We start from the raw sequence: 18,258 nt of genomic DNA, 5'->3' as shown, positions 1-18,258 counted from the left end.
GTACAGCGAGCAGTCAGCATCCGCGTGCCATGAACGCCGCGCCGACCACCACTCCGCCCGCTCCCTTCGCCCAGCGCTACCCACGGCTTGCCGAGATGGTCGGCATCGATCTGCGCACGCTGGCGCTGTTTCGCACGGTGCTGGGCCTGGTCTTGCTGTGGTGCGTGCTCAGCTGCTTTCGCGATCTCGGCGCGTTCTGGACCGATCACGGCGTGATGCCACGCGTCTGGATGATCGAATCCGACAGCCGTTGGCGCTGGTCGCTGTATCTGATGAACGGCCAGACCTGGTTCGTCGCCATGCTGCTGATCGTACAGGCCGGCTTCGCGGCGATGCTGGCACTGGGTTGGCGCACGCGTATCGCGACGATCGCGTCGTTCGTGCTCTGGGCGTCCTTGATCAATCGCGACCCGATGGTGCTGATCGGCGGCGACCTGCTGCTGTGCTGTCTGTTGTTCTGGGCGATGTTCCTGCCGCTGGGCGCACGCTATTCGGTCGACGCGGCGCTGAGCACGAATCCGCCGCCGCAGGACCATCTGCATGTGTCGTGGGCGTCGCTGGGCCTGCTGCTGCAGGCGATGTCGGTCTACTTCTTCAGCGCCATTCTCAAATCCGGGCACGAGTGGTGGCCGGATTTCACGGCCGTCTATTACGCGCTGATGCTCGACCGCCACGCCCTGCCGCTGGGCCAGTGGCTGCTGAATTTTCCGCATCTGATGACGGCGCTGTCGGCCTTCGTGTTCTTCCTCGAACTGTTCGGTCCGATCCTGATCTTCACGCCGTATTTCCTGCGGCCGGTGCGGCTGGTCATCATGCTGGCGCTGATGACCATGCATCTGGGCTTTCTTCTCTGCCTGCAGATCGGCCACTTCCCGTTCGTCAGCTTCGCGTCGCTGACCGCGTTCGCCGGCGGCTGGCTGTGGGACGCCGCGGCGCGGCGGCGTGACGCGCGTGATGCCGGCAAGCCGCCACGGCTGTATTACGACCGCGACTGCGCGTTCTGCCTGAAGGCCTGCCTGCTGTTACGGCAACTGCTGATCGTTCCCGAGCTGCAGATCGCGCCGGCGCAGGACACGCCGCGCGCCAAGACCTTGCTCGAAGCGAATTACTCGTGGGTACTGATCGACAGCGACGAGCAGGCCCATCTGAAGTGGGCCGCATTCGCCGCGCTGGTGCGACACTCGGCCGTCTTGTTCTGGCTGGCGCCGTTGCTGCGCCTGGGCGCACTGAACAAGCCGGGCACGCTCGTCTACGACTGGGTCGGCCGCCACCGCGGCGGTTTCGGCGTCGTCAGCGCCGCGCTGTTGCCGATGCGCGAAACGCGTTTCGAAGTCTCGCGCTTCTGGTATCGCGTCGCCGGCGTCTTTACTGCGCTGGTCTTCGTCTGGAACCTGCACACCATTCACGTGCTGCCGTCGGCGAGTTATCACGCGATGACACCGATGTTCCGTGTGCTGCGCATCGACCAGCTATGGAACATGTTCGCACCCTACCCGCTCAAGGACGACGGCTGGTGGGTGTTGCCGGGCCGCCTCGGCGACGGCTCGGAGGTCGACCTGCTGCATCCGCAGCGCGGCGCGCCGGAATATCGCAAGCCGAAGAACTACGCGCTCGAACAGGAAAACATCCGCTGGCTGACCTATCGCGGCCGGCTCTGGGAAAAGCGCTACGCCGCCAATCGTCGCTGGTACGGCAATTATCTGTGCGCGCAGTGGAACGACGGCCGCAAGAAGGATGACCCGAAGCGGCTCGACAGCTTGCAGATGATCTATATGCTCGAACGCACGCCGCCGCCGGGCACGCCGACGCACGTCGAGCAGGTCGTCGTCTGGCGTCAGAACTGCGCGGCACCGAACGGACGCTGAGTTCGCCGTCGGCGTTGCCCGCGACGCCTCATTCCGCTCACCCGCTTTTTCATTCTCATCATGGAATTGATCGACATCGGCGCCAACCTCGCGCACGACAGTTTCGATGCCGACCGCGACGCCGTCCTCGAACGCGCGCGCGAAGCCGGCGTCACGCAGATCGTCATCACCGGCAGCTCGCTCGACAGCAGCCGCGCCGCCATCGCGCTGGCACAGCAATACCCGCAGCGGCTCTATGCGACCGCCGGTCTGCATCCGCACCACGCGTCCGAATGGAACGCCGAGGTCGCCGCGCAGTACCGTGATCTGGCGGCGGCGCCGGAAGTCGCGTCGCTCGGCGAATGCGGGCTCGACTACTTCCGCAACTTCTCGACGCCGGAACAACAGCGCGCCGCGTTCGCCGCGCAGCTGCGTCTGGCCGCCGACACCGGCAAGCCGCTGTTCCTGCATCAGCGCGATGCGCACGCCGACTTCGTCGCGATGCTGCGCGAGCATCGCCCGCAGCTCGGCGCCGTGGTCGTGCACTGCTTCACCGATACGCGCGACGCACTGAACGACTACCTGCCGCTGGACTGCCACATCGGCATCACCGGCTGGATCTGCGACGAGCGCCGCGGCAAGCACCTGATCGACGCCGTGCCGGACATCGCCGACGCACGCCTGATGATCGAAACCGACGCGCCGTATCTGCTGCCGCGCACGGCACCGAAAGCCGTGGTCGGCAGCAACCGTCGCAACGAACCCTGCCTGCTGCCGTGGGTGGCACGCGCCGTCGCCGCCGCACGCGGCCAGGACGAGGCCGAGGTCGCCGCCTACACCAGCGCCAACGCGCGGCGCTTCTTCGGCTTGCACGCAGCCTGAAACGAAGAAGGCACCGCATCCCGGCGGATGCGGTGCCTTCCTTGTTTCACGTCCGGCCGCTTCCTGTCGCTTACGGCTTGACGATGCGCAGGTAAGGTTTGAGCGTCTTCCAGCCCTGCGGGAACAAGGTCTTGGCTTCGTCGTCCTTGACCGCCGGCACGATGATGGCGTCGTCGCCCGGCTTCCAGTTCACCGGCGTCGCCAGCTTCTGCTTGTCGGTCAACTGCAGCGAGTCGATGACGCGCAGGATCTCGTCGAAGTTGCGGCCGGTCGACGCCGGGTAGGTCAGCGTCAGGCGGATCTTCTTGTTCGGGTCGATGATGAACACGCTGCGCACGGTCACCGTGTCGCTGGCGTTCGGGTGGATCATGTCGTAGAGGTTGGCGACCTTCTTGTCGGCGTCGGCGATCAGCGGGAAATTCAGCGCGGTGCCCTGCGTTTCCTCGATGTCCTTGCTCCAGCCGTGATGATCTTCGAGCTTGTCGACCGACAGGCCGATGGCCTTGACGTTGCGCTTGTCGAATTCCGGCTTGAGCTTGGCGGTGTAACCGAGCTCGGTCGTGCAGACCGGCGTGTAGTTCTTGGGGTGCGAGAACAGCACGCCCCAGGAACTGCCGAGCCAGTCGTGAAAATGAATCTTGCCTTCGGTGGTGTCGGCTTCGAAATCGGGTGCGATGTCGCCGAGTCTCAGGGTCATGTCAGGTCTCCGTCCGGTGGGGGAAGACCGCCATTAGGAACCGCGACGAAGACGAGTTCAAGACATATGCAAAGATCGTTTTGCACTGAAGCGCGCCCGTGCATCCGGCCGCGTGCCGCGGCGGATGCACGGGCGCCTGCGGTCACTGCACGATGGGCAGCATCACGCGTGTGGCCTCGTCGCCGCCGCGATAGACGCTTTGCGTCGCCGGCTGGTAGTCGGCAGGCCGGGCGTTGAAGATATTGCTGACGTAGGTCTGCGGATTGCGATCGTAGAGCGGGAACAGGCTCGACTGGATCTGTACGCCGATGCGATGCCCCGGCAGGAACACGTGGTCGACGTTCGGCAGCGCGAAACGATAGGTCTCGACCTTGCCCGGCGTCAGCGCCTGCGGCTTGTCGAAGCCGTGCACGTAGCGACCGCGGAAGATCTCGATGCCGATCGGCAGCTCGAAGCCGGCCATGCTCGGTTTCGAACCTTCCCGGGCCGGTTCCGGCGAGGTGTTCGGATAGATGTCGATGAGCTTGACGACCCAGTCGCTGTCGCTGCCGGACGTCGCGGCATGCAGTTCGACCGCTGGCGCGCCCATGATGTGCACCGGCTGGGTCAGCGGCTGGCCTTCGTAAGCGAGCACGTCCGGCCGGTCGGAGACGAAGCGCTGGTCGTGCACCAGCCACGGCTTCCACTGGAACGGATCGCCCATGTTGATCGGCCGCGGAATGAACGGCACCGGCTTGGCCGGATCGGACACGTAGTCGTCATGCGCCGCAGCGGCTGGTTTGTCGAAGCTGACGCGGTGATCGGCGGTCAGATACAGCGGCGTCGGCTTGCCGACCGGCCAGCGCGGCGACTCGTCCCAGTGATTGGCGCCGGTCGCATAGGTGATGGCGCCCGGCGTATGCGGGTCGGCGCCGCCCTTCAGATAGTGATCGAAGAACGGCTTCAGATACCGCGTGCGGAATTCCGCGGCGGTGTCGCCGGTGAAGGTCAATGCGCCGAGGTCGTAGCCGTAGTGATTGACGCCGGAGTGCCGCCACGGACCGATGACCAGCGTCACCGGCGCCTTGCGCAGCTTGGAGTCGACCACCGCCTTGTACACCGCCGGCCCGCCGTACGAGTCTTCCTGATCCCACTGACCGACGATCAGCATGGTCGGCACCGTCAGCGGCCGCTTCGCCATCCACTGGTCGACGGCCTGCAAGGACCAGAACGGTGTGTACGCCGGGTTCTCCATCAGCTTGCGCACGAAGGGCACATCCTCGATGCCCCACTCGCGCGCGTAGTCGCCGGCCGAGCCGGCGTTCAGATACAGGCTGTAGTCGTCGCCGACGCCATGCGGGATCGAGCCGCCGTGCCCCTTGTTCTGGCTCATGCCGACCGCGAAGTCGAAACCGCCGACGCGGAACGCGCCGTTGTGGAACCAGTCGTCACCGCGCCAGCCGTCGACCATCGGGCTCTGCGGCGCCGCCGCCTTCAGCGCCGGATGCGGATTGATCTCCGCCATCAGCGTGGTGAAGCCGAGATAGCTCGAACCGATCACACCGACCTTGCCGTTGCTTTCCGGCACGTGCTTCACCAACCAGTCGATGGTGTCGTAGGCGTCGGTCGACTCGTCGATGCCGGTGTCATTGAGCGGCCCGGCCAGCGGCCGGTTCATCACCCAGGTGCCTTCGGAATGATGCAGACCGCGGATGTCCTGGTAGACGCGGATATAGCCGTCGTCGACGAACGGCGCGTCCATTGCCGGCAGCACTTCGGTGAGCTTCTGGCTGGCGACGCGCTCGGTCGAACCCTTGGCGTCGTACGGCGTGCGCGACAGCAGGATGGGCGCGTTCTTCGTGCCCTTCTTCATGAAGATCACGGTGTAGAGCCTCACGCCGTCGCGCATTGGAATCATCTCGACGCGCTTGATGAAGTCGGCTGTCGGCCGCACTTGGTCGTAATGCTCGATCACGTCCGGCGTCATCGGCGTCACCGGCGCCGGCGTGGTCGCCGCGTAGACGCTGGCCGTGGCCAGCGTCGCCAGCAGCCAGCCGGCGCACTGCAATCCCCTGCGTTTCATCGTCGTTCCCGTTGTCGAATGTCGGCGCCCGCAGGCGCGCTCCGCGCCCGAGCATAGGCAGACCGACCGACTGCGGCAACGCGAACCGGCGTCAGCGTGCCTCGAGCGCGACCGTGGTTCGCGCGGTCTGCCGCAGGAAGCGCGCGCCGAGGCCGATGGCCGCCACCGCCAGGCCGCCGATGAAGCCGCACCAGACGCCGGCCGGACCGAGCGACGTGCGAAACGTCAGCCAGGCCGCCAGCGGCAGGCCGACGATCCAGTATGCGGTGACGGTGATGATCATCGGCACGCGCGTGTCCTTGAGCCCGCGCAACGCACCATTCGACGTCGCCTGAATGCAGTCGATGATCTGGAACAGCGCCGCATAAGACAGAAAGCCGACTGCGATATGCGCGACGGCGTCGACGTTGGTATAGAGCGCGACGATGGTGCGCGGCATCAGCAGCATCGCGCCGGCCGAGCACAGCGCGAAGCCGACCGCGATGAGAATGCCGACGCGGCCGCGCAGCGCCACCGCCGCGGCATCGCCGGCACCGGCCGCGTGGCCGATGCGCACGGTCGCCGCCATGCCGATCGACAGCGGAATCATGAACATGATCGACGCCCAGTTGATGGCGATCTGGTGCGCGGCCATGGTGTCGGCACCGAAGTGCGCGACGAACAGCGCGCCGATCTGGAACAGGCTCGCTTCGGCCGAGACGATCGCCGCGATCGGCAGGCCCAGACGCAGCACCTGCCGCGCCGGCTCGCGCCACGGCCACGGGCCGGCGCGCAACACCTGCAGCGCCCGCAGCGCCGGCGCACGGCGGTATTGCGCGGCGTAGACGAAGACCATGGTCGTGTCGGCCAGCGCCAACGCATAGCCGGCACCCTGCGGACCCAGCGCCGGCATGCCGAGTCGGCCATACATCAGCGCGTAACCGGCGACGCCGTTGACGACGAAACCGACCAGCGCCGACACCAGCGACAAGCGCGTCATGCCATGCGCGTCGGCGGCGTAGCGCTGGACGAAGTTGATGCAGATCGGCACCGGCGCCAGCGCGATCGCGATCAGATAGCCGCTGGCATAGGCGCGCGTTTCGGCGCCGACGCCGAGGATATCGAGCACCGGCACGCGCACCAGCAGGATCACCGCGCTCCACAGCAGGCCGCAGCAGACCGCCAGCACCAGCGCACCGCGCAGCAGCCGGCTGATCTCGTCCGGTCCGCGCTGCGCACCGAGCGCCTGTGCGACCAGCGGCGAGACCGCCATGAACAGGCCGGAGAAGAACACGAACAACAGGAAGAAGACATTGGCGCCGACCGCGATCGCCGCCAGCTGCGGCGCGCCGAGACGGCCGGCCAGGATGGTGTCGACGGTGCCCATGCTGACGAACGACAGCTGGGCAATGACGATGGGCCAGGCGAGCCTCAGATAGGCACGCACCTCGGCACGGATGGCGGGGAAATCGTAGTACGACATAAGCGGTGGAGGTAATCTCCCGCACAGCGGCGGGAATACAACGAAGGGCCCGTTGGCGCGGGGGGCGCATAGTCTGGGCATTTGCGTGCGCCTTTGCCAGTGCCGGCTGCGGCATCGCGCCACTCGCCGCCGATCGACACGCCGCTGCCACCGCCGCCCGATATGTTCAAACTGCCGAAGACCGCCACCGCTCCGTTCTGCCCGTCCGAAGTCCACGGCTCAGTGGCGGTCACGCCCGGTCTGTCACGGTGGAAAAAGGCGCTGGTGTTCTTCGGCCCCGGTCTGCTGGTCTCGGTCGGCTACATGGACCCGGGCAACTGGGCTACCGACATCGAGGCTGGCGCGCGCTACGGCTACGCGCTGCTGTTCGTGGTGTTGCTGGCGAGCCTCGCGGCGATGCTGCTGCAGGTGCTGAGCATGAAACTCGGCATCGCCACCGGCAAGGATCTGGCGCGCATGTCGCGCGAGCATTACGGGCGGCGCACCAATGTCTTGTTGTGGCTGCTGGCCGAGCTGGCGATCGTCGCCTGCGATCTGGCCGAGGTGCTCGGCTGTGCGCTGGCGCTGCACCTGCTGTTCGGCTGCAGCGTGTTGACCGGCGTGGTGCTGACGGCGGCGAGCACGCTGATCGTGATCGGCCTCAAGGGCAAGGGCTTCCGCAATCTGGAGGCCATCGTGCTGGCGCTGATCGGCACCATCGCACTGTGCTATTTCATCGAACTTTGGATGGCCAAGCCGGATTGGGCGGCGGTACGCGAGGGCCTGATTCCGAGCTGGCACGTCACCCAGGACCGCGACGCGATGTATCTGGCGATCGGCATCCTCGGCGCGACGGTGATGCCGCACAACCTCTATCTGCACTCGTCGATCGTGCAGACGCGTCGTATTGGCAGCGACGAAGCCGCGCGTGGCGAGGCGATTCGCTTTCTGACCTTCGACACCATCGGCTCGCTGTTTTTGGCGATGCTCGTCAACGGCGCGATCCTGGTGCTCGCCGCCAGCGCCTTCCATGGCACCGGCTATGCCGACGTCGCCAGCATCGAAGACGCCTACCGGCTGCTCGAACCGATCGTCGGCACCGCGGCGGCGGCGACGCTGTTCGGCGTGGCGCTGCTGGCCGCCGGCCAGAGCTCGACGTTCACCGGCACCATCGCCGGGCAAATCATCATGGAAGGCTTCCTCGACCTGAAGATGCCGTGCTGGCGCCGCCACATCATTACGCGCGTGCTGGCGCTGGTGCCGGCGTTGATCGGCGTCGCCATTCTCGGCGAACACTCGGTCGGTACCTTGCTGGTGCTCAGTCAGGTCGTGCTGAGTCTGCAACTGCCGTTCGCGCTGTTTCCGCTCGTGCAGTTCACCAGCCGGCGCACGATCATGGGCCGCTTCGTCAACGGCCCGCTGACCAAGCTCGTCGCCTGGACCTTGTTCGCCGCGATCAGCGCCGCCAATCTGTGGCTGCTGTCGCAATTCATCTAATGCCCCGCGTGCATGCCCCGCGGGCGGCCGGACAAACCGGGTAAGCTTTCACGATGTCCGTCTCGTCCGCCGCCATCAGCTTCGTCAGTTGTCCCCCCGCACAGGCCGAGCCCATCGCCCGCGCACTGGTCGAGCGTCGTCTGGCGGCCTGCGTCAGCGTGCTGCCCAAGCTGCAATCGATCTATCGCTGGCAGGGCGAAATCGAAAGCGCGGAAGAATCACTGCTGCTGATCAAGCACCCGGCCGAGGGCTTCTTCGCCTTGCGCGATGCCGTGCTCGAACTGCATCCCTACGAACTTCCGGAGATCGTCGCGGTCAACGTCGGCGAGGCACACACACCCTACCTCGACTGGATACTCGCTTCGTGTCGCTGATCCGCCTGACGGGCGCCGCGCTGCTGGTCGTTTCGACCGCCGCCGCCGCCAACACCCATCTGTTCGACGGCCCGGCCTCGGCCAACGACTTGCTGACCGCCGCACAGGCCTTCTCGATGCTGCCGGTCGAACGACACGGCCAGAGCCTGCACCTGAGCTGGAGCATCGCGCCGGGCTATTACCTGTACCGTCAACGCATCAAGGTCGAAACGCTGGCACCGAGTGCGGCCGGCGTCGAAGCGATTCGACTGCCGGACGGCATCGCCCATCACGACGATCATTTCGGCGACGTCGAGATCTATCGCAACGATCTGGAGGCCGACGTGCCGCTGAGCGCGACGCCGAGTGCCCCGCTACGAGTCCGCGTCACTTATCAGGGTTGCGCCGACGCCGGCGTCTGCTACCCACCGCAAACCGTGGTGCAGACGATCGCGCCGTAAGCGCTCTGCCCTTCGCTACCGAATCCCATGCGCAAGTTCGTCATCATTTTCTGTCTCGCACTGGTGGGCGCCGTCGCCGGCGGCTTCTCGTACTGGTATCTGCATTCGACGCCGAGTCAGGACGTGTCGGCGGTCGCGCCGCCGATCAATTTCCACACGCTCGACGGCAAGACCATCAGCCTGCAGAACCTGCATGGCCACTGGGTGCTGATCAACTTCTGGGCCTCGTGGTGCGCACCGTGCATGAACGAGATTCCGCATCTGGTGCAGGCGCAGTCCGACTATGCATCGCTGGGCCTGAAGATCGTCGGCCCGGCGCTCGACGAGGCCGATGCCGTGCGGCCGATGCTGACGCGCTTTCACATTAACTATCCAGTGACCGCCGACTTCACCGGCGGCGATCAGGCGATGCGTGCACTGGGCAACGATCGCGGCGCGCTGCCGTTCTCGGTGCTGATCGATCCGGACGGCTTCGTTGCCGAGCGCATTCTCGGCGGCATGAGTGCGGAGCAGCTGCAGAGCCTGTTGAACCGCCACCTCGGTAACGGCTGAACACGCATTCCCGCGCGCATCGGCGAAGCGCGTTTGCAACGCGCGACGGCAGGCCGGATTGCAGCCCCGAGGTGTGCAAATCGATGCGCCCCGACCGGCCCGATGTCGGGCGCTGGGGCGGCACGGACGAGCAAGCACGTCATTGAACGTCCGGTCAGTCAAACTGCGCCAAACTTCCTTGATCGTGTAGTCAACTTCCGTCATTTCGGCCAACCGCTTGTTTTCGCCCATCGGCAGGGGCAGAATCGCCAGACTTTGCGAACGAGAGCACACGCTTGAGTCGTCTGCTGCTGATCAACGGGCCGAATTTGAACCTGCTGGGCACACGCGAGCCCGCGGTCTATGGCCACCAGACCCTCGCCGATATCGAAGCGGCGCTGGTCGTGGAAGCGACCCGTCTGGGCCATGAGCTGCAGTGCTTCCAGAGTAATCACGAGGGAGCGCTCGTCGACCGCGTGCAACAGGCGCGCACCGAACAGGTCGACTTCATCCTCATCAATCCGGGCGCCTATACGCACACCAGCGTTGCGCTGCGCGATGCGCTGCTCGGCGTGGCGATTCCGTTCATCGAAATTCATTTGTCGAACGTCCATGCCCGCGAGGCATTCCGTCGGCATTCCTATCTTTCCGATATCGCTTTGGGCGTGATCGCTGGCTGTGGCGCGCTGGGTTACCAGCTGGCCTTGCTGTCGGCGCATCAGCGCCTTTCGCAAACCTAAAAACACTCCCCAGGAGGGAGCAAATGGATTTACGCAAGATCAAGACGTTGATCGATCTCGTCGAACAGTCCGGCATTTCCGAGCTGGAAGTTCGCGAGGGTGAGGAATCGGTCCGCATCAGCCGCCAGAGCGCGGCTGCCCCCGTCTATGCGCCACCGCCAGTTGCCGTCGCGGCGCCCGCCGCCGCGCCGGCTGCTGCGCCTGCCGCCCCGGCAGCGGCAGCCGCCGCGCCGGCCGCCGAGACCCGCCACATCGTCAAGGCGCCGATGGTCGGTACCTTCTATCGTTCGCCGTCGCCGGGCGCCAAGTCGTTCGTCGAGGTGGGGCAGACGGTCAAGGCCGGTCAGGTGCTGTGCATCATCGAAGCGATGAAGATGCTCAACCAGATCGAGGCCGACAAGTCGGGCGTGGTGGTCGAGGTGTTCGCCGACAACGAAAAGGCGGTCGAATTCGACCAGCCGCTATTCGCGATCGAATAAAGCGATGAGCGCGATCCGCATCCCCCGTCCGATCGCCCGACCGCAACCATGAAAGAAATCAAGAAAGTTCTCATTGCCAATCGCGGCGAGATTGCGTTGCGCATCCTGCGCTGCTGCCGCGAACTGGGCATCAAGACCGTCGCCGTGTACTCGACGGCCGACCGCGAGCAGAAGCACGTCGCACTGGCCGACGAGGCTGTCTGCATCGGTCCGCCGCAAGCCACGCATTCGTACCTCAACATGGCGGCGATCATCTCCGCCGCCGAGGTCACGCAGGCCGACGCCATCCACCCGGGTTACGGCTTCATGTCCGAGAACGCCGACTTCGCCGAATCGGTGGAGAAGTCCGGCTTCATCTTCATCGGCCCCAAGCCCGAAACCATCCGCCTGATGGGCAGCAAGACCAACGCCAAGGCGGCAATGATCGAAGCGGGCGTGCCCTGCGTGCCGGGCAGCGACGGCGTGCTGCCGGACGACGACGACGAGTGCATCACCATCGCCTCGCAGGTCGGCTATCCAGTGCTGATCAAGGCGGCCAGCGGCGGCGGCGGTCGCGGCATGCATGTGGTGCGCGCCGAAGACGAGCTGGTGCAAAAGGTACACCTGGCGCGCAGCGAGGCGCTGGCCGCGTTCAAGGACGGCTCCGTATTCATGGAGAAGTACCTCGAAACGCCGCGCCACATCGAGTTCCAGGTGCTGTCCGACGGACAGGGCAACGCCATCCACCTGGGCGAGCGCGACTGCTCGATGCAGCGCCGCAACCAGAAGGTGGTCGAGGAATCGCCAGCGCCGGGCATCACCGAGGAACAGCGCAACGAGATCGGCAGCCTCTGTGTCGAGGCCTGCATCCGCATCGGCTACCGCGGCGCCGGTACCTTCGAGTTCCTCTACGAAGACGGCAAGTTCTACTTCATCGAAATGAACACCCGTATCCAGGTCGAGCACCCGGTCACGGAGATGGTCACCGGCACCGATCTGATCAAGGAAATGATCCGCATCGCCGATGGCAAGCCGCTGAAGAAGAAGCAGAGCAACATCCGCATGCGCGGTCATGCCGTCGAATGCCGCATCAATGCCGAGCACGCGCGCACGTTCATTCCGTCGCCGGGCGAGATCACCAAGTACCACACGCCGGGCGGTCCGGGCGTGCGGCTCGACTCGCACTGCTACCGCGGCTATCACGTACCGCCGCATTACGACTCGATGATCGGCAAGCTCATCACCTGGGGCTCCGACCGCAAGAGCGCGATCGCGCGCATGCGCCAAGCGCTGGCGGAAATGGTGATCGAAGGCATCAACTGCAACATCCCGTTGCAGCGCCGCATCATGTCGGACGCGGTGTTCAAGGAAGGCACGCACCACATCCACTACCTCGAGAAAATGCTCGCCCAATGGGCAAACGAGGAGTGAATAAAAAAAACGCGCCTTGAATGGCGCGTTTTTTTTGCGAACGCCCGGCCAGGGAGCGTTTCCCCCGGCGAGGGGTGACTCAATGTCACCCCGAGTCAGGTAAACGCCGAGCCAGGGGCAAGATCGAGAGGTGAGGTCGTGCCGAGGATGGCAACCCCTTACCAACTTACGCCCTGACGAACGCCCGCCGCCACCGATATCAGCCGGGCACGGGGTCGCGCGCCCCGCCCCGTCGCCTGACATTGACATGCCCCAAGGTCCCGGATTCCGGGACCTTTTTCTTTGCGCGTATCGTGCGATGACGGTAGTTTGTGGCGCCGCAGCAATAGCCAGCACCGGCGTCGACTCCTAAGCTCGCCGCCAGATTTTTTTCATTGCAGGAGACGCAGATGAAACCCTACGGCCGCAAGGTGGCGATCCTCGGTGGGTCGCGCATCCCGTTCGCACGCTCGAACACCAAGTACGCGACGAAGTCGAACCAGGACATGCTGACGGCGGCACTCAAGGGCCTCGTCGACAAGTACCAGCTGCACGGCGAGCGCATCGGCGAAGTCGCCGCCGGCGCGGTGCTCAAGCACTCACGAGATTTCAACCTGTGCCGCGAGTCGGTGCTGTCGTCGGGTCTGGCGCCGGAGACGACGGCTTATGACCTGCAGATGGCCTGCGGCACGGGCCTGCAGGGCATCATCAACGTTGCCAACAAGATCGCGCTCGGCCAGATCGAATCCGGTATCGGCGGCGGCGTCGACACGACGTCGGACGCGCCGATCGCGGTCGGCGAGAAGCTGCGCAAGATCCTGCTCGAAGTGAACCGCGCGAAGACCGCCGGCCAGCGCCTCGCCGCGCTCGCCAAGTTCCGCCCGGCGATGCTCGCCCCGCAGATCCCGACCAACGGCGAGCCGCGGACGAAGATGAGTATGGGCCAGCACTGCGAAGTGATGGTCAAGGAATGGAAGATCCCGCGCGAGGCGCAGGACCTGCTCGCCTACGAATCGCACAAGAAGGCGGCGGCGGCCTACGAGGCTGGTTTCTACGACGATCTGATCGTGCCGTTCGCCGGTCTGGAGCGCGACAACAATCTGCGCCCGGACATCTCGCTGGAGAAGCTGGCGACGCTGGGCCCGGCGTTCGACCGCAAGTCCGGCAAGGGCACGCTGACGGCGGCCAACTCGACGCCGCTGACCGACGGCGCGTCGGCGGTGCTGCTGGCGTCCGACGAATGGGCGAAGGCGCACGGCCTCAAGCCGCTGGCCTACATCACGCACGCCGAGACCGCGGCCGTCGACTTCGCCGGTCACAAGCACGAGGGCCTGCTGATGGCACCGGCCTATGCCGTCGCACGCATGCTTGAACGCGCGCAGCTCAAGCTGCAGGACTTCGACTTCTACGAAATCCACGAAGCCTTCGCCGGCCAGGTGCTGTGCACGCTGAAGGCCTGGGAAGACCCGGTGTTCTGCAAGGAGAAGCTCGGGCTCGACGCACCGCTCGGCGCTATCGACCGCGCCAAGATGAACGTCAAGGGCGGCAGCCTCGCGTCCGGCCACCCGTTCGCCGCAACCGGTGGCCGCATCGTCGCGACGCTGGGCAAAATCCTGGCAGAGAACGGCGGCGGTCGCGGTCTGATCTCGATCTGCGCGGCCGGCGGCCTGGGCGTGACGGCGATCGTCGAAGCGGCCTGATCGCACGTCGCGGCAACATGAAAAGGGCCCGGCATCGCCGGGCCTTTTTGTTGCATGAAGCTGCGCCGTACCCCTCCCCCTCAGCGCCGCAGCCTACTTCGGCAGATCGAAGTTTCGCGCCTCCCGCAGCTCCGGAAACGCGCGCGCCCACAACACGGCCATCACGACCGCGCCACCGCCGCCGAGGACAACGGCCGCCACCGGGCCGATCAGCGCCGCGAGAAACCCGGATTCGGCCTCGCCAAGCTCGTTCGATGCGGACACGAACATCGTCGACACCGCGCCGACACGCCCGCGCATCTCGTCGGGGGTCGACATCTGGATCAGCGACTGCCGCACATAGACCGACAGCATGTCGGCAGCGCCCAGAACCGCGAGACAGATCAACGACAGCGGCATCATGCGCGACAGGCCGAATACCACCGTCGCCACCCCGTAGATCGCGACGGCCATCAGCATCTTCACGCCGATGTCGCTGCGCAGCGGCCGGTAGGTGAACCACAGGGCCGATACCAGTGCGCCGACGGCGGGCGCGGCGCGCAGCGCGCCGAGACCGGCAGCGCCAACGTGCAGGATGTCGCGCGCATAGATCGGCAGCATAGCGGTTGCGCCACCCAGCAGGACGGCAAACAGGTCCAGTGAGATCGCGCCGAGCACCACGCGATTGCGACGAATGTAGTGCAGCCCTTCCAGCATCTGCCGCCATGGATGCAGCTGGCGGCTCATCGCCGTCACCGCGACCGGCCGGATCAGCATCACGCAGAAGAAGGCCAGCGCGAACAGCAGTGCATCGAAGGCATAGGGCGCAAAGGGAGCCAGCGCATACAGATAGCCGCCCACCGCGGGGCCGGCGATCGCGCCGCTGCGGCTGGCGATCGCACCCAATGCGATGGCGCGCGGCAAGATCTCGCGCGGCACCAGGTTCGGGCCGAGTGCATTCTGCGCCGGTGCGTAGAACGCGCGGGCGATGCCGAGGACGATCGCGACCACGAACAGCGGCGTCAACGACATCTGCCCGGCGTGGGTCAACGTGCCCAGCGCCGCCGCGCAGATCAGCTGCGCGCCCAGGCACAGGCGCACGATCACGCGACGGTCGAGACGATCGGCCGCCCAGCCGGTGACCAGCGTCAGCGCAAATAGCGGCAAAAACTGCGCGAGTCCGATGAGCCCCAGCCACAAGGCGGCATCGCGAGGCGCCATCGACGCACGGGCAATGTCGTAGACCTGCCAGCCGATCACGACGACCATGCCGTTCTGCGCCAGCGTCGTGGCCAGGCGCGCGATCCAGAACAGACGAAAGTCGCGGAATGAAAAAGGGTGTGGGGGGTTTTGCACAGCGTGAGCCCTGGTGATTCCGGCACCGCCACCACGCGCGGAATGTATGAGCGTGGCGAGCGAAGATCGCAAATACGGACTCGCATAGCGTCCAGCCGCATAGGATAAAAGGTCGCGAGACCGCGCCGCGATCAATTTTCTGCCGATCGGCATTGATCGTCGCAGTCCTTCGCACCCAGGCCAAGCACACATCCGATCGTTGCGCCTGGGGGTCTTTCCCGTCGGGCTCTTGGCCGGCTTTGTGCATAATCGCCCGAACACTTCGGGGGAGCCCCACCGCATGAGCCTGATGCGCACTAAAGCGATTGATCCGAATGCCCATACCGGCCTGCGCCGCTGTCTGACCGCGTGGGATCTGACCTTGCTCGGCATCGGCTGCGTGATCGGTACCGGCATCTTCGTGCTGACCGGCGTCGCCGCCGCCGAGCACGCCGGCCCGGCCATCGTGCTGTCGTTCGTGCTCTCGGGATTGGCTTGCGCCTTTTCGGCACTGTGCTACGCGGAACTATCCAGTGCGATCGGCGGCAGCGGCAGCGCCTACGGCTACGCCTACGCCGGCATCGGCGAGTTCCCGGCATGGGTCATCGGCTGGCTGCTGCTGCTCGAATACACGGTGGCGACGGCGACCGTGTCGATCGGCTGGTCGGGCTACTTCGCGAAGATTCTGTCCGGCTTCTTCGGCATCGAACTGCCGGCCGAGTGGACGTCGTCGCCATCGGAGGGCGGCATCTGCAATGTGCCGGCGATCGTCATCGTCCTGGTCCTCGCGGTGCTGCTGTCGTGGGGCGTCAAGGAGTCGGCACGCTTCAACGGCGTCATGGTCGTCATCAAGCTGGCGACGATCGCGATCTTCATCGCCATCGCCGCGCCGCACATCAACACCGACAACTGGACGCCGTTCATCCCGGAGCGCGTGGTCGACGCCAACGGCCAGTCGCATTTCGGCGTGATGGGCGTAGCCACTGCCGCCGCGCTGATCTTCTTCGCCTATATCGGCTTCGACGCGGTATCGACGGCCGGCGAAGAGGCGATCAATCCGCAGCGTGACCTGCCGATCGGCATTCTGGCCTCGCTCGCCATCTGCACGCTGCTCTACATCGTCGTATCCGGCATTCTGACCGGTGTCGTGCCGTACACGCAGATCGACCTGAAGGCGCCGATTGCCGCGGCGATGGGCACGCTCGGCATCAGCTGGGCACAGGGCCTGGTTGCGACCGGCGCGATCTTCGGCATCACCACCGTCATGCTGGTGCTGTTCTACGGCCTGACGCGCATCGTCCTCGCCATGAGCCGCGACGGTCTGCTGCCGTCACCGATGGCAAGACTGCATCCGCGCACGCAAACGCCGGTGCGCCTGATCATCGGCGCCGGCGTCGTCATCGCCCTGATCGCCGGGCTGTCGCCGATCGGCAAGGTCGCCGAACTCGTCAATCTCGGCACGCTCGGCGCGTTCTTCCTGGTCTGTCTCAGCGTCATCGTCCTGCGCCGCACGCGACCGAAGATGGCGCGCCCGTTCCGCACGCCGTGGGTACCGCTGGTGCCGATCCTCGGCATGGGCTTCTGCGGTGCGCTGATGGCCAGCCTGCCGGGTCTGACCTGGATCGCGTTCTCGGTGTGGATGGTGATCGGCCTGCTGATCTACTTCCTCTACTCGCGCCATCGCAGCGCACTGGCAACGCCCACCGCCTGACGCCAACCGCTGAAAAGTGCCGCGTCGCCGCCAGGCGACGCGGCACGTATGATCGGTGGATGAATCCAACCTCCGCCAGCCTACAAACCCCGCATACCCAGCCGCAGCGCTGCGGCGTGCTGATCGCCAATCTCGGCACGCCGGACGCACCGACCGCGGATGCGATCCGCCGCTATCTCGCCGAATTCCTTGGCGATCCGCGCGTCGTCGAACTGCCGCGCGCGCTGTGGTGGCCCATTCTTTACGGCTTCATCCTGCCGTTCCGGCCGCGCAAGCTCGCGCACGCCTACGGCGCGATCTGGACCGAACAGGGCTCACCGCTACTGGCGATCGGCCGTGCGCAGCAGGCCGGCCTGCAGGCCCGTCTCGGCACCGACGTACCCGTCGCGCTGGGCATGCGCTATGGCTCGCCGTCGATCGCTTCGGCGCTCGATGAACTACTCGAACAGGGCGCACGCCGCATCGTCGTCCTGCCGCTGTACCCACAGTATTCGGCGACTACCACAACGACGGTGTTCGAAGCCGTGCTCGATCACGTGCGACCGATGCGCTGGTGGCCGGAGTTGCGCTTCGTCGACGGCTATTACGCCGCGCCCGCCTACATCGCCGCGCTGGCGGCCAGCATCCGCGCGCACTGGGATGCGCATGGCCGCGGCGAACATCTGCTGATGTCGTTCCATTCGATCCCGGTCCGCTGCCTCGAACGCGGCGATCCGTACTACTGCTTCTGCCAGAAGACCGCACGCCTGCTGGCCGCCGAGCTTGGCTTGGCGCCAGAGCAGTGGACGCTGGCGTTCCAGTCGCGCATCGGCCGCGCCAAGTGGCTGTCGCCGTACACCGACGTCGTCATCGAGCGGTTGGCACGCAGCGGCGTCAAGACCATCGACGCGATCTGCCCAGGCTTCGCGGCCGACTGCCTGGAGACGCTCGAAGAGGTGTCGCTGCGCTACGGTGAACAGTTTCGTGCCGCCGGCGGCCAAGCCTTGCGCTACATCCCGGCCCTCAACGCCAGCGATGCGCATCTCGATCTGCTGGCCGAACTGGCCAGAGCCCCCTATCAGGCATCGATGGCACCAACCCCGGTCGATCCGCAGGCCGCCGATCCGGCGCGCATCGCGATGCTGACCCGCGCCCTTTGAACGCCCGCTTCGCGGCGC

The 18,258-nt window shown here is 65.8% G+C and carries 16 protein-coding genes; 12 read left to right on the top strand and 4 right to left on the bottom strand.

All coding sequences use genetic code 11. From position 1 onward, the window contains the following. Positions 1-29: 29 nt before the first annotated feature. Together G7Y82_RS04860 and G7Y82_RS04855 are read left to right on the top strand one after the other, a co-directional pair. Positions 30-1,865, top strand: coding sequence for an HTTM domain-containing protein (locus G7Y82_RS04860; RefSeq protein ID WP_168146885.1), 1,836 nt, complete (start codon positions 30-32; stop codon positions 1,863-1,865). A 60-nt stretch (positions 1,866-1,925) separates the two neighbouring features. Next, a complete protein-coding gene (locus tag G7Y82_RS04855; RefSeq protein WP_168146884.1) occupies positions 1,926-2,726 on the top strand; it encodes a TatD family hydrolase in 801 nt (266 codons plus the stop codon). A 70-nt stretch (positions 2,727-2,796) separates the two neighbouring features. Here G7Y82_RS04855 and G7Y82_RS04850 read toward each other — a convergent pair whose 3' ends face one another. The 3 genes from G7Y82_RS04850 to G7Y82_RS04840 all read right to left on the bottom strand — a co-directional run bounded on the left by G7Y82_RS04850 (position 2,797) and on the right by G7Y82_RS04840 (position 6,947). Then, on the bottom strand, positions 2,797-3,423 hold the full coding sequence (locus tag G7Y82_RS04850) for a peroxiredoxin (protein ID WP_168146883.1): 627 nt from the start codon (positions 3,421-3,423) through the stop codon (positions 2,797-2,799). Positions 3,424-3,565: 142 nt separating this feature from the next. Continuing rightward, entirely contained in the window at positions 3,566-5,485 is a 1,920-nt protein-coding gene (locus G7Y82_RS04845) for a CocE/NonD family hydrolase (protein WP_168146882.1), read from the bottom strand. 91 nt (positions 5,486-5,576) lie between these two features. After that, a complete protein-coding gene (locus tag G7Y82_RS04840) occupies positions 5,577-6,947 on the bottom strand; it encodes an MATE family efflux transporter (protein WP_168146881.1) in 1,371 nt (456 codons plus the stop codon). A 162-nt stretch (positions 6,948-7,109) separates the two neighbouring features. On the opposite strand from G7Y82_RS04840, the gene G7Y82_RS04835 reads away from it, so the two are divergent. From G7Y82_RS04835 to G7Y82_RS04800, 8 genes are all read left to right on the top strand, one after another. Further along, complete coding sequence (locus tag G7Y82_RS04835) at positions 7,110-8,423, top strand: Nramp family divalent metal transporter (RefSeq protein ID WP_168146880.1); 1,314 nt, start codon at positions 7,110-7,112, stop codon at positions 8,421-8,423. A gap of 53 nt (positions 8,424-8,476) precedes the next feature. Then, entirely contained in the window at positions 8,477-8,797 is a 321-nt protein-coding gene (gene cutA, locus G7Y82_RS04830; RefSeq protein WP_168146879.1) for a divalent-cation tolerance protein CutA, read from the top strand. Next, positions 8,788-9,237 carry a protein-disulfide reductase DsbD domain-containing protein gene (locus tag G7Y82_RS04825; RefSeq protein ID WP_168146878.1) on the top strand — a complete coding sequence of 150 codons (450 nt, stop codon included), beginning with the start codon at positions 8,788-8,790 and terminating at the stop codon, positions 9,235-9,237. The genes cutA and G7Y82_RS04825 overlap by 10 nt, the downstream gene beginning before the upstream one ends. A 27-nt stretch (positions 9,238-9,264) precedes the next feature. Further along, the gene (locus tag G7Y82_RS04820; RefSeq protein ID WP_168146877.1) at positions 9,265-9,789 is read left to right on the top strand and encodes a redoxin domain-containing protein; all 525 of its coding nucleotides are present in this window, start codon (positions 9,265-9,267) and stop codon (positions 9,787-9,789) included. Positions 9,790-10,064: 275 nt separating this feature from the next. After that, positions 10,065-10,508: a type II 3-dehydroquinate dehydratase gene (gene aroQ / locus G7Y82_RS04815; protein ID WP_168146876.1), complete on the top strand. Its 444-nt coding sequence runs from the start codon at positions 10,065-10,067 to the stop codon at positions 10,506-10,508. A gap of 23 nt (positions 10,509-10,531) precedes the next feature. After that, positions 10,532-10,987 carry an acetyl-CoA carboxylase biotin carboxyl carrier protein gene (gene accB, locus G7Y82_RS04810; RefSeq protein WP_168146875.1) on the top strand — a complete coding sequence of 152 codons (456 nt, stop codon included), beginning with the start codon at positions 10,532-10,534 and terminating at the stop codon, positions 10,985-10,987. Between the two features lie 48 nt (positions 10,988-11,035). Beyond that, a complete protein-coding gene (gene accC, locus G7Y82_RS04805; RefSeq protein WP_168146874.1) occupies positions 11,036-12,397 on the top strand; it encodes an acetyl-CoA carboxylase biotin carboxylase subunit in 1,362 nt (453 codons plus the stop codon). A gap of 389 nt (positions 12,398-12,786) precedes the next feature. Beyond that, positions 12,787-14,076, top strand: a complete 1,290-nt coding sequence (locus G7Y82_RS04800; protein ID WP_168146873.1) for an acetyl-CoA C-acetyltransferase — start codon at positions 12,787-12,789, stop codon at positions 14,074-14,076. 93 nt (positions 14,077-14,169) lie between these two features. On the opposite strand, the gene G7Y82_RS04795 is transcribed toward G7Y82_RS04800, so the two are convergent. Next, positions 14,170-15,411 (bottom strand): MFS transporter, encoded by a 1,242-nt coding sequence (locus G7Y82_RS04795; protein ID WP_206370330.1) that lies wholly within the window; start codon positions 15,409-15,411, stop codon positions 14,170-14,172. 280 nt (positions 15,412-15,691) lie between these two features. On the opposite strand from G7Y82_RS04795, the gene G7Y82_RS04790 reads away from it, so the two are divergent. Together G7Y82_RS04790 and hemH are read left to right on the top strand one after the other, a co-directional pair. After that, entirely contained in the window at positions 15,692-17,101 is a 1,410-nt protein-coding gene (locus G7Y82_RS04790; RefSeq protein WP_168146872.1) for an amino acid permease, read from the top strand. Positions 17,102-17,160: 59 nt separating this feature from the next. Further along, the gene (gene hemH, locus G7Y82_RS04785) at positions 17,161-18,240 is read left to right on the top strand and encodes a ferrochelatase (protein ID WP_168146871.1); all 1,080 of its coding nucleotides are present in this window, start codon (positions 17,161-17,163) and stop codon (positions 18,238-18,240) included. The last annotated feature ends 18 nt before the right edge of the window (positions 18,241-18,258 follow it).

Origin of the sequence: Solimonas marina, from assembly GCF_012241385.1 — a bacterium.
GTDB lineage: Bacteria > Pseudomonadota > Gammaproteobacteria > Nevskiales > Nevskiaceae > Solimonas > Solimonas marina.
This window is presented reverse-complemented; position numbering and strand designations above follow the sequence as displayed.

Coding starts and splice junctions, on each gene's coding strand:
- G7Y82_RS04800 (WP_168146873.1), top strand. CDS start 12,787: ATGAAACCCTACGGCCGCAAGGTGGCGATCCTCGGTGGGTCGCGCATC.
- G7Y82_RS04845 (WP_168146882.1), bottom strand. CDS start 5,485: ATGAAACGCAGGGGATTGCAGTGCGCCGGCTGGCTGCTGGCGACGCTG.
- G7Y82_RS04820 (WP_168146877.1), top strand. CDS start 9,265: ATGCGCAAGTTCGTCATCATTTTCTGTCTCGCACTGGTGGGCGCCGTC.
- G7Y82_RS04860 (WP_168146885.1), top strand. CDS start 30: ATGAACGCCGCGCCGACCACCACTCCGCCCGCTCCCTTCGCCCAGCGC.
- cutA (WP_168146879.1), top strand. CDS start 8,477: ATGTCCGTCTCGTCCGCCGCCATCAGCTTCGTCAGTTGTCCCCCCGCA.
- G7Y82_RS04835 (WP_168146880.1), top strand. CDS start 7,110: ATGTTCAAACTGCCGAAGACCGCCACCGCTCCGTTCTGCCCGTCCGAA.
- accB (WP_168146875.1), top strand. CDS start 10,532: ATGGATTTACGCAAGATCAAGACGTTGATCGATCTCGTCGAACAGTCC.
- G7Y82_RS04790 (WP_168146872.1), top strand. CDS start 15,692: ATGAGCCTGATGCGCACTAAAGCGATTGATCCGAATGCCCATACCGGC.
- G7Y82_RS04840 (WP_168146881.1), bottom strand. CDS start 6,947: ATGTCGTACTACGATTTCCCCGCCATCCGTGCCGAGGTGCGTGCCTAT.
- G7Y82_RS04850 (WP_168146883.1), bottom strand. CDS start 3,423: ATGACCCTGAGACTCGGCGACATCGCACCCGATTTCGAAGCCGACACC.
- G7Y82_RS04855 (WP_168146884.1), top strand. CDS start 1,926: ATGGAATTGATCGACATCGGCGCCAACCTCGCGCACGACAGTTTCGAT.
- hemH (WP_168146871.1), top strand. CDS start 17,161: ATGAATCCAACCTCCGCCAGCCTACAAACCCCGCATACCCAGCCGCAG.
- accC (WP_168146874.1), top strand. CDS start 11,036: ATGAAAGAAATCAAGAAAGTTCTCATTGCCAATCGCGGCGAGATTGCG.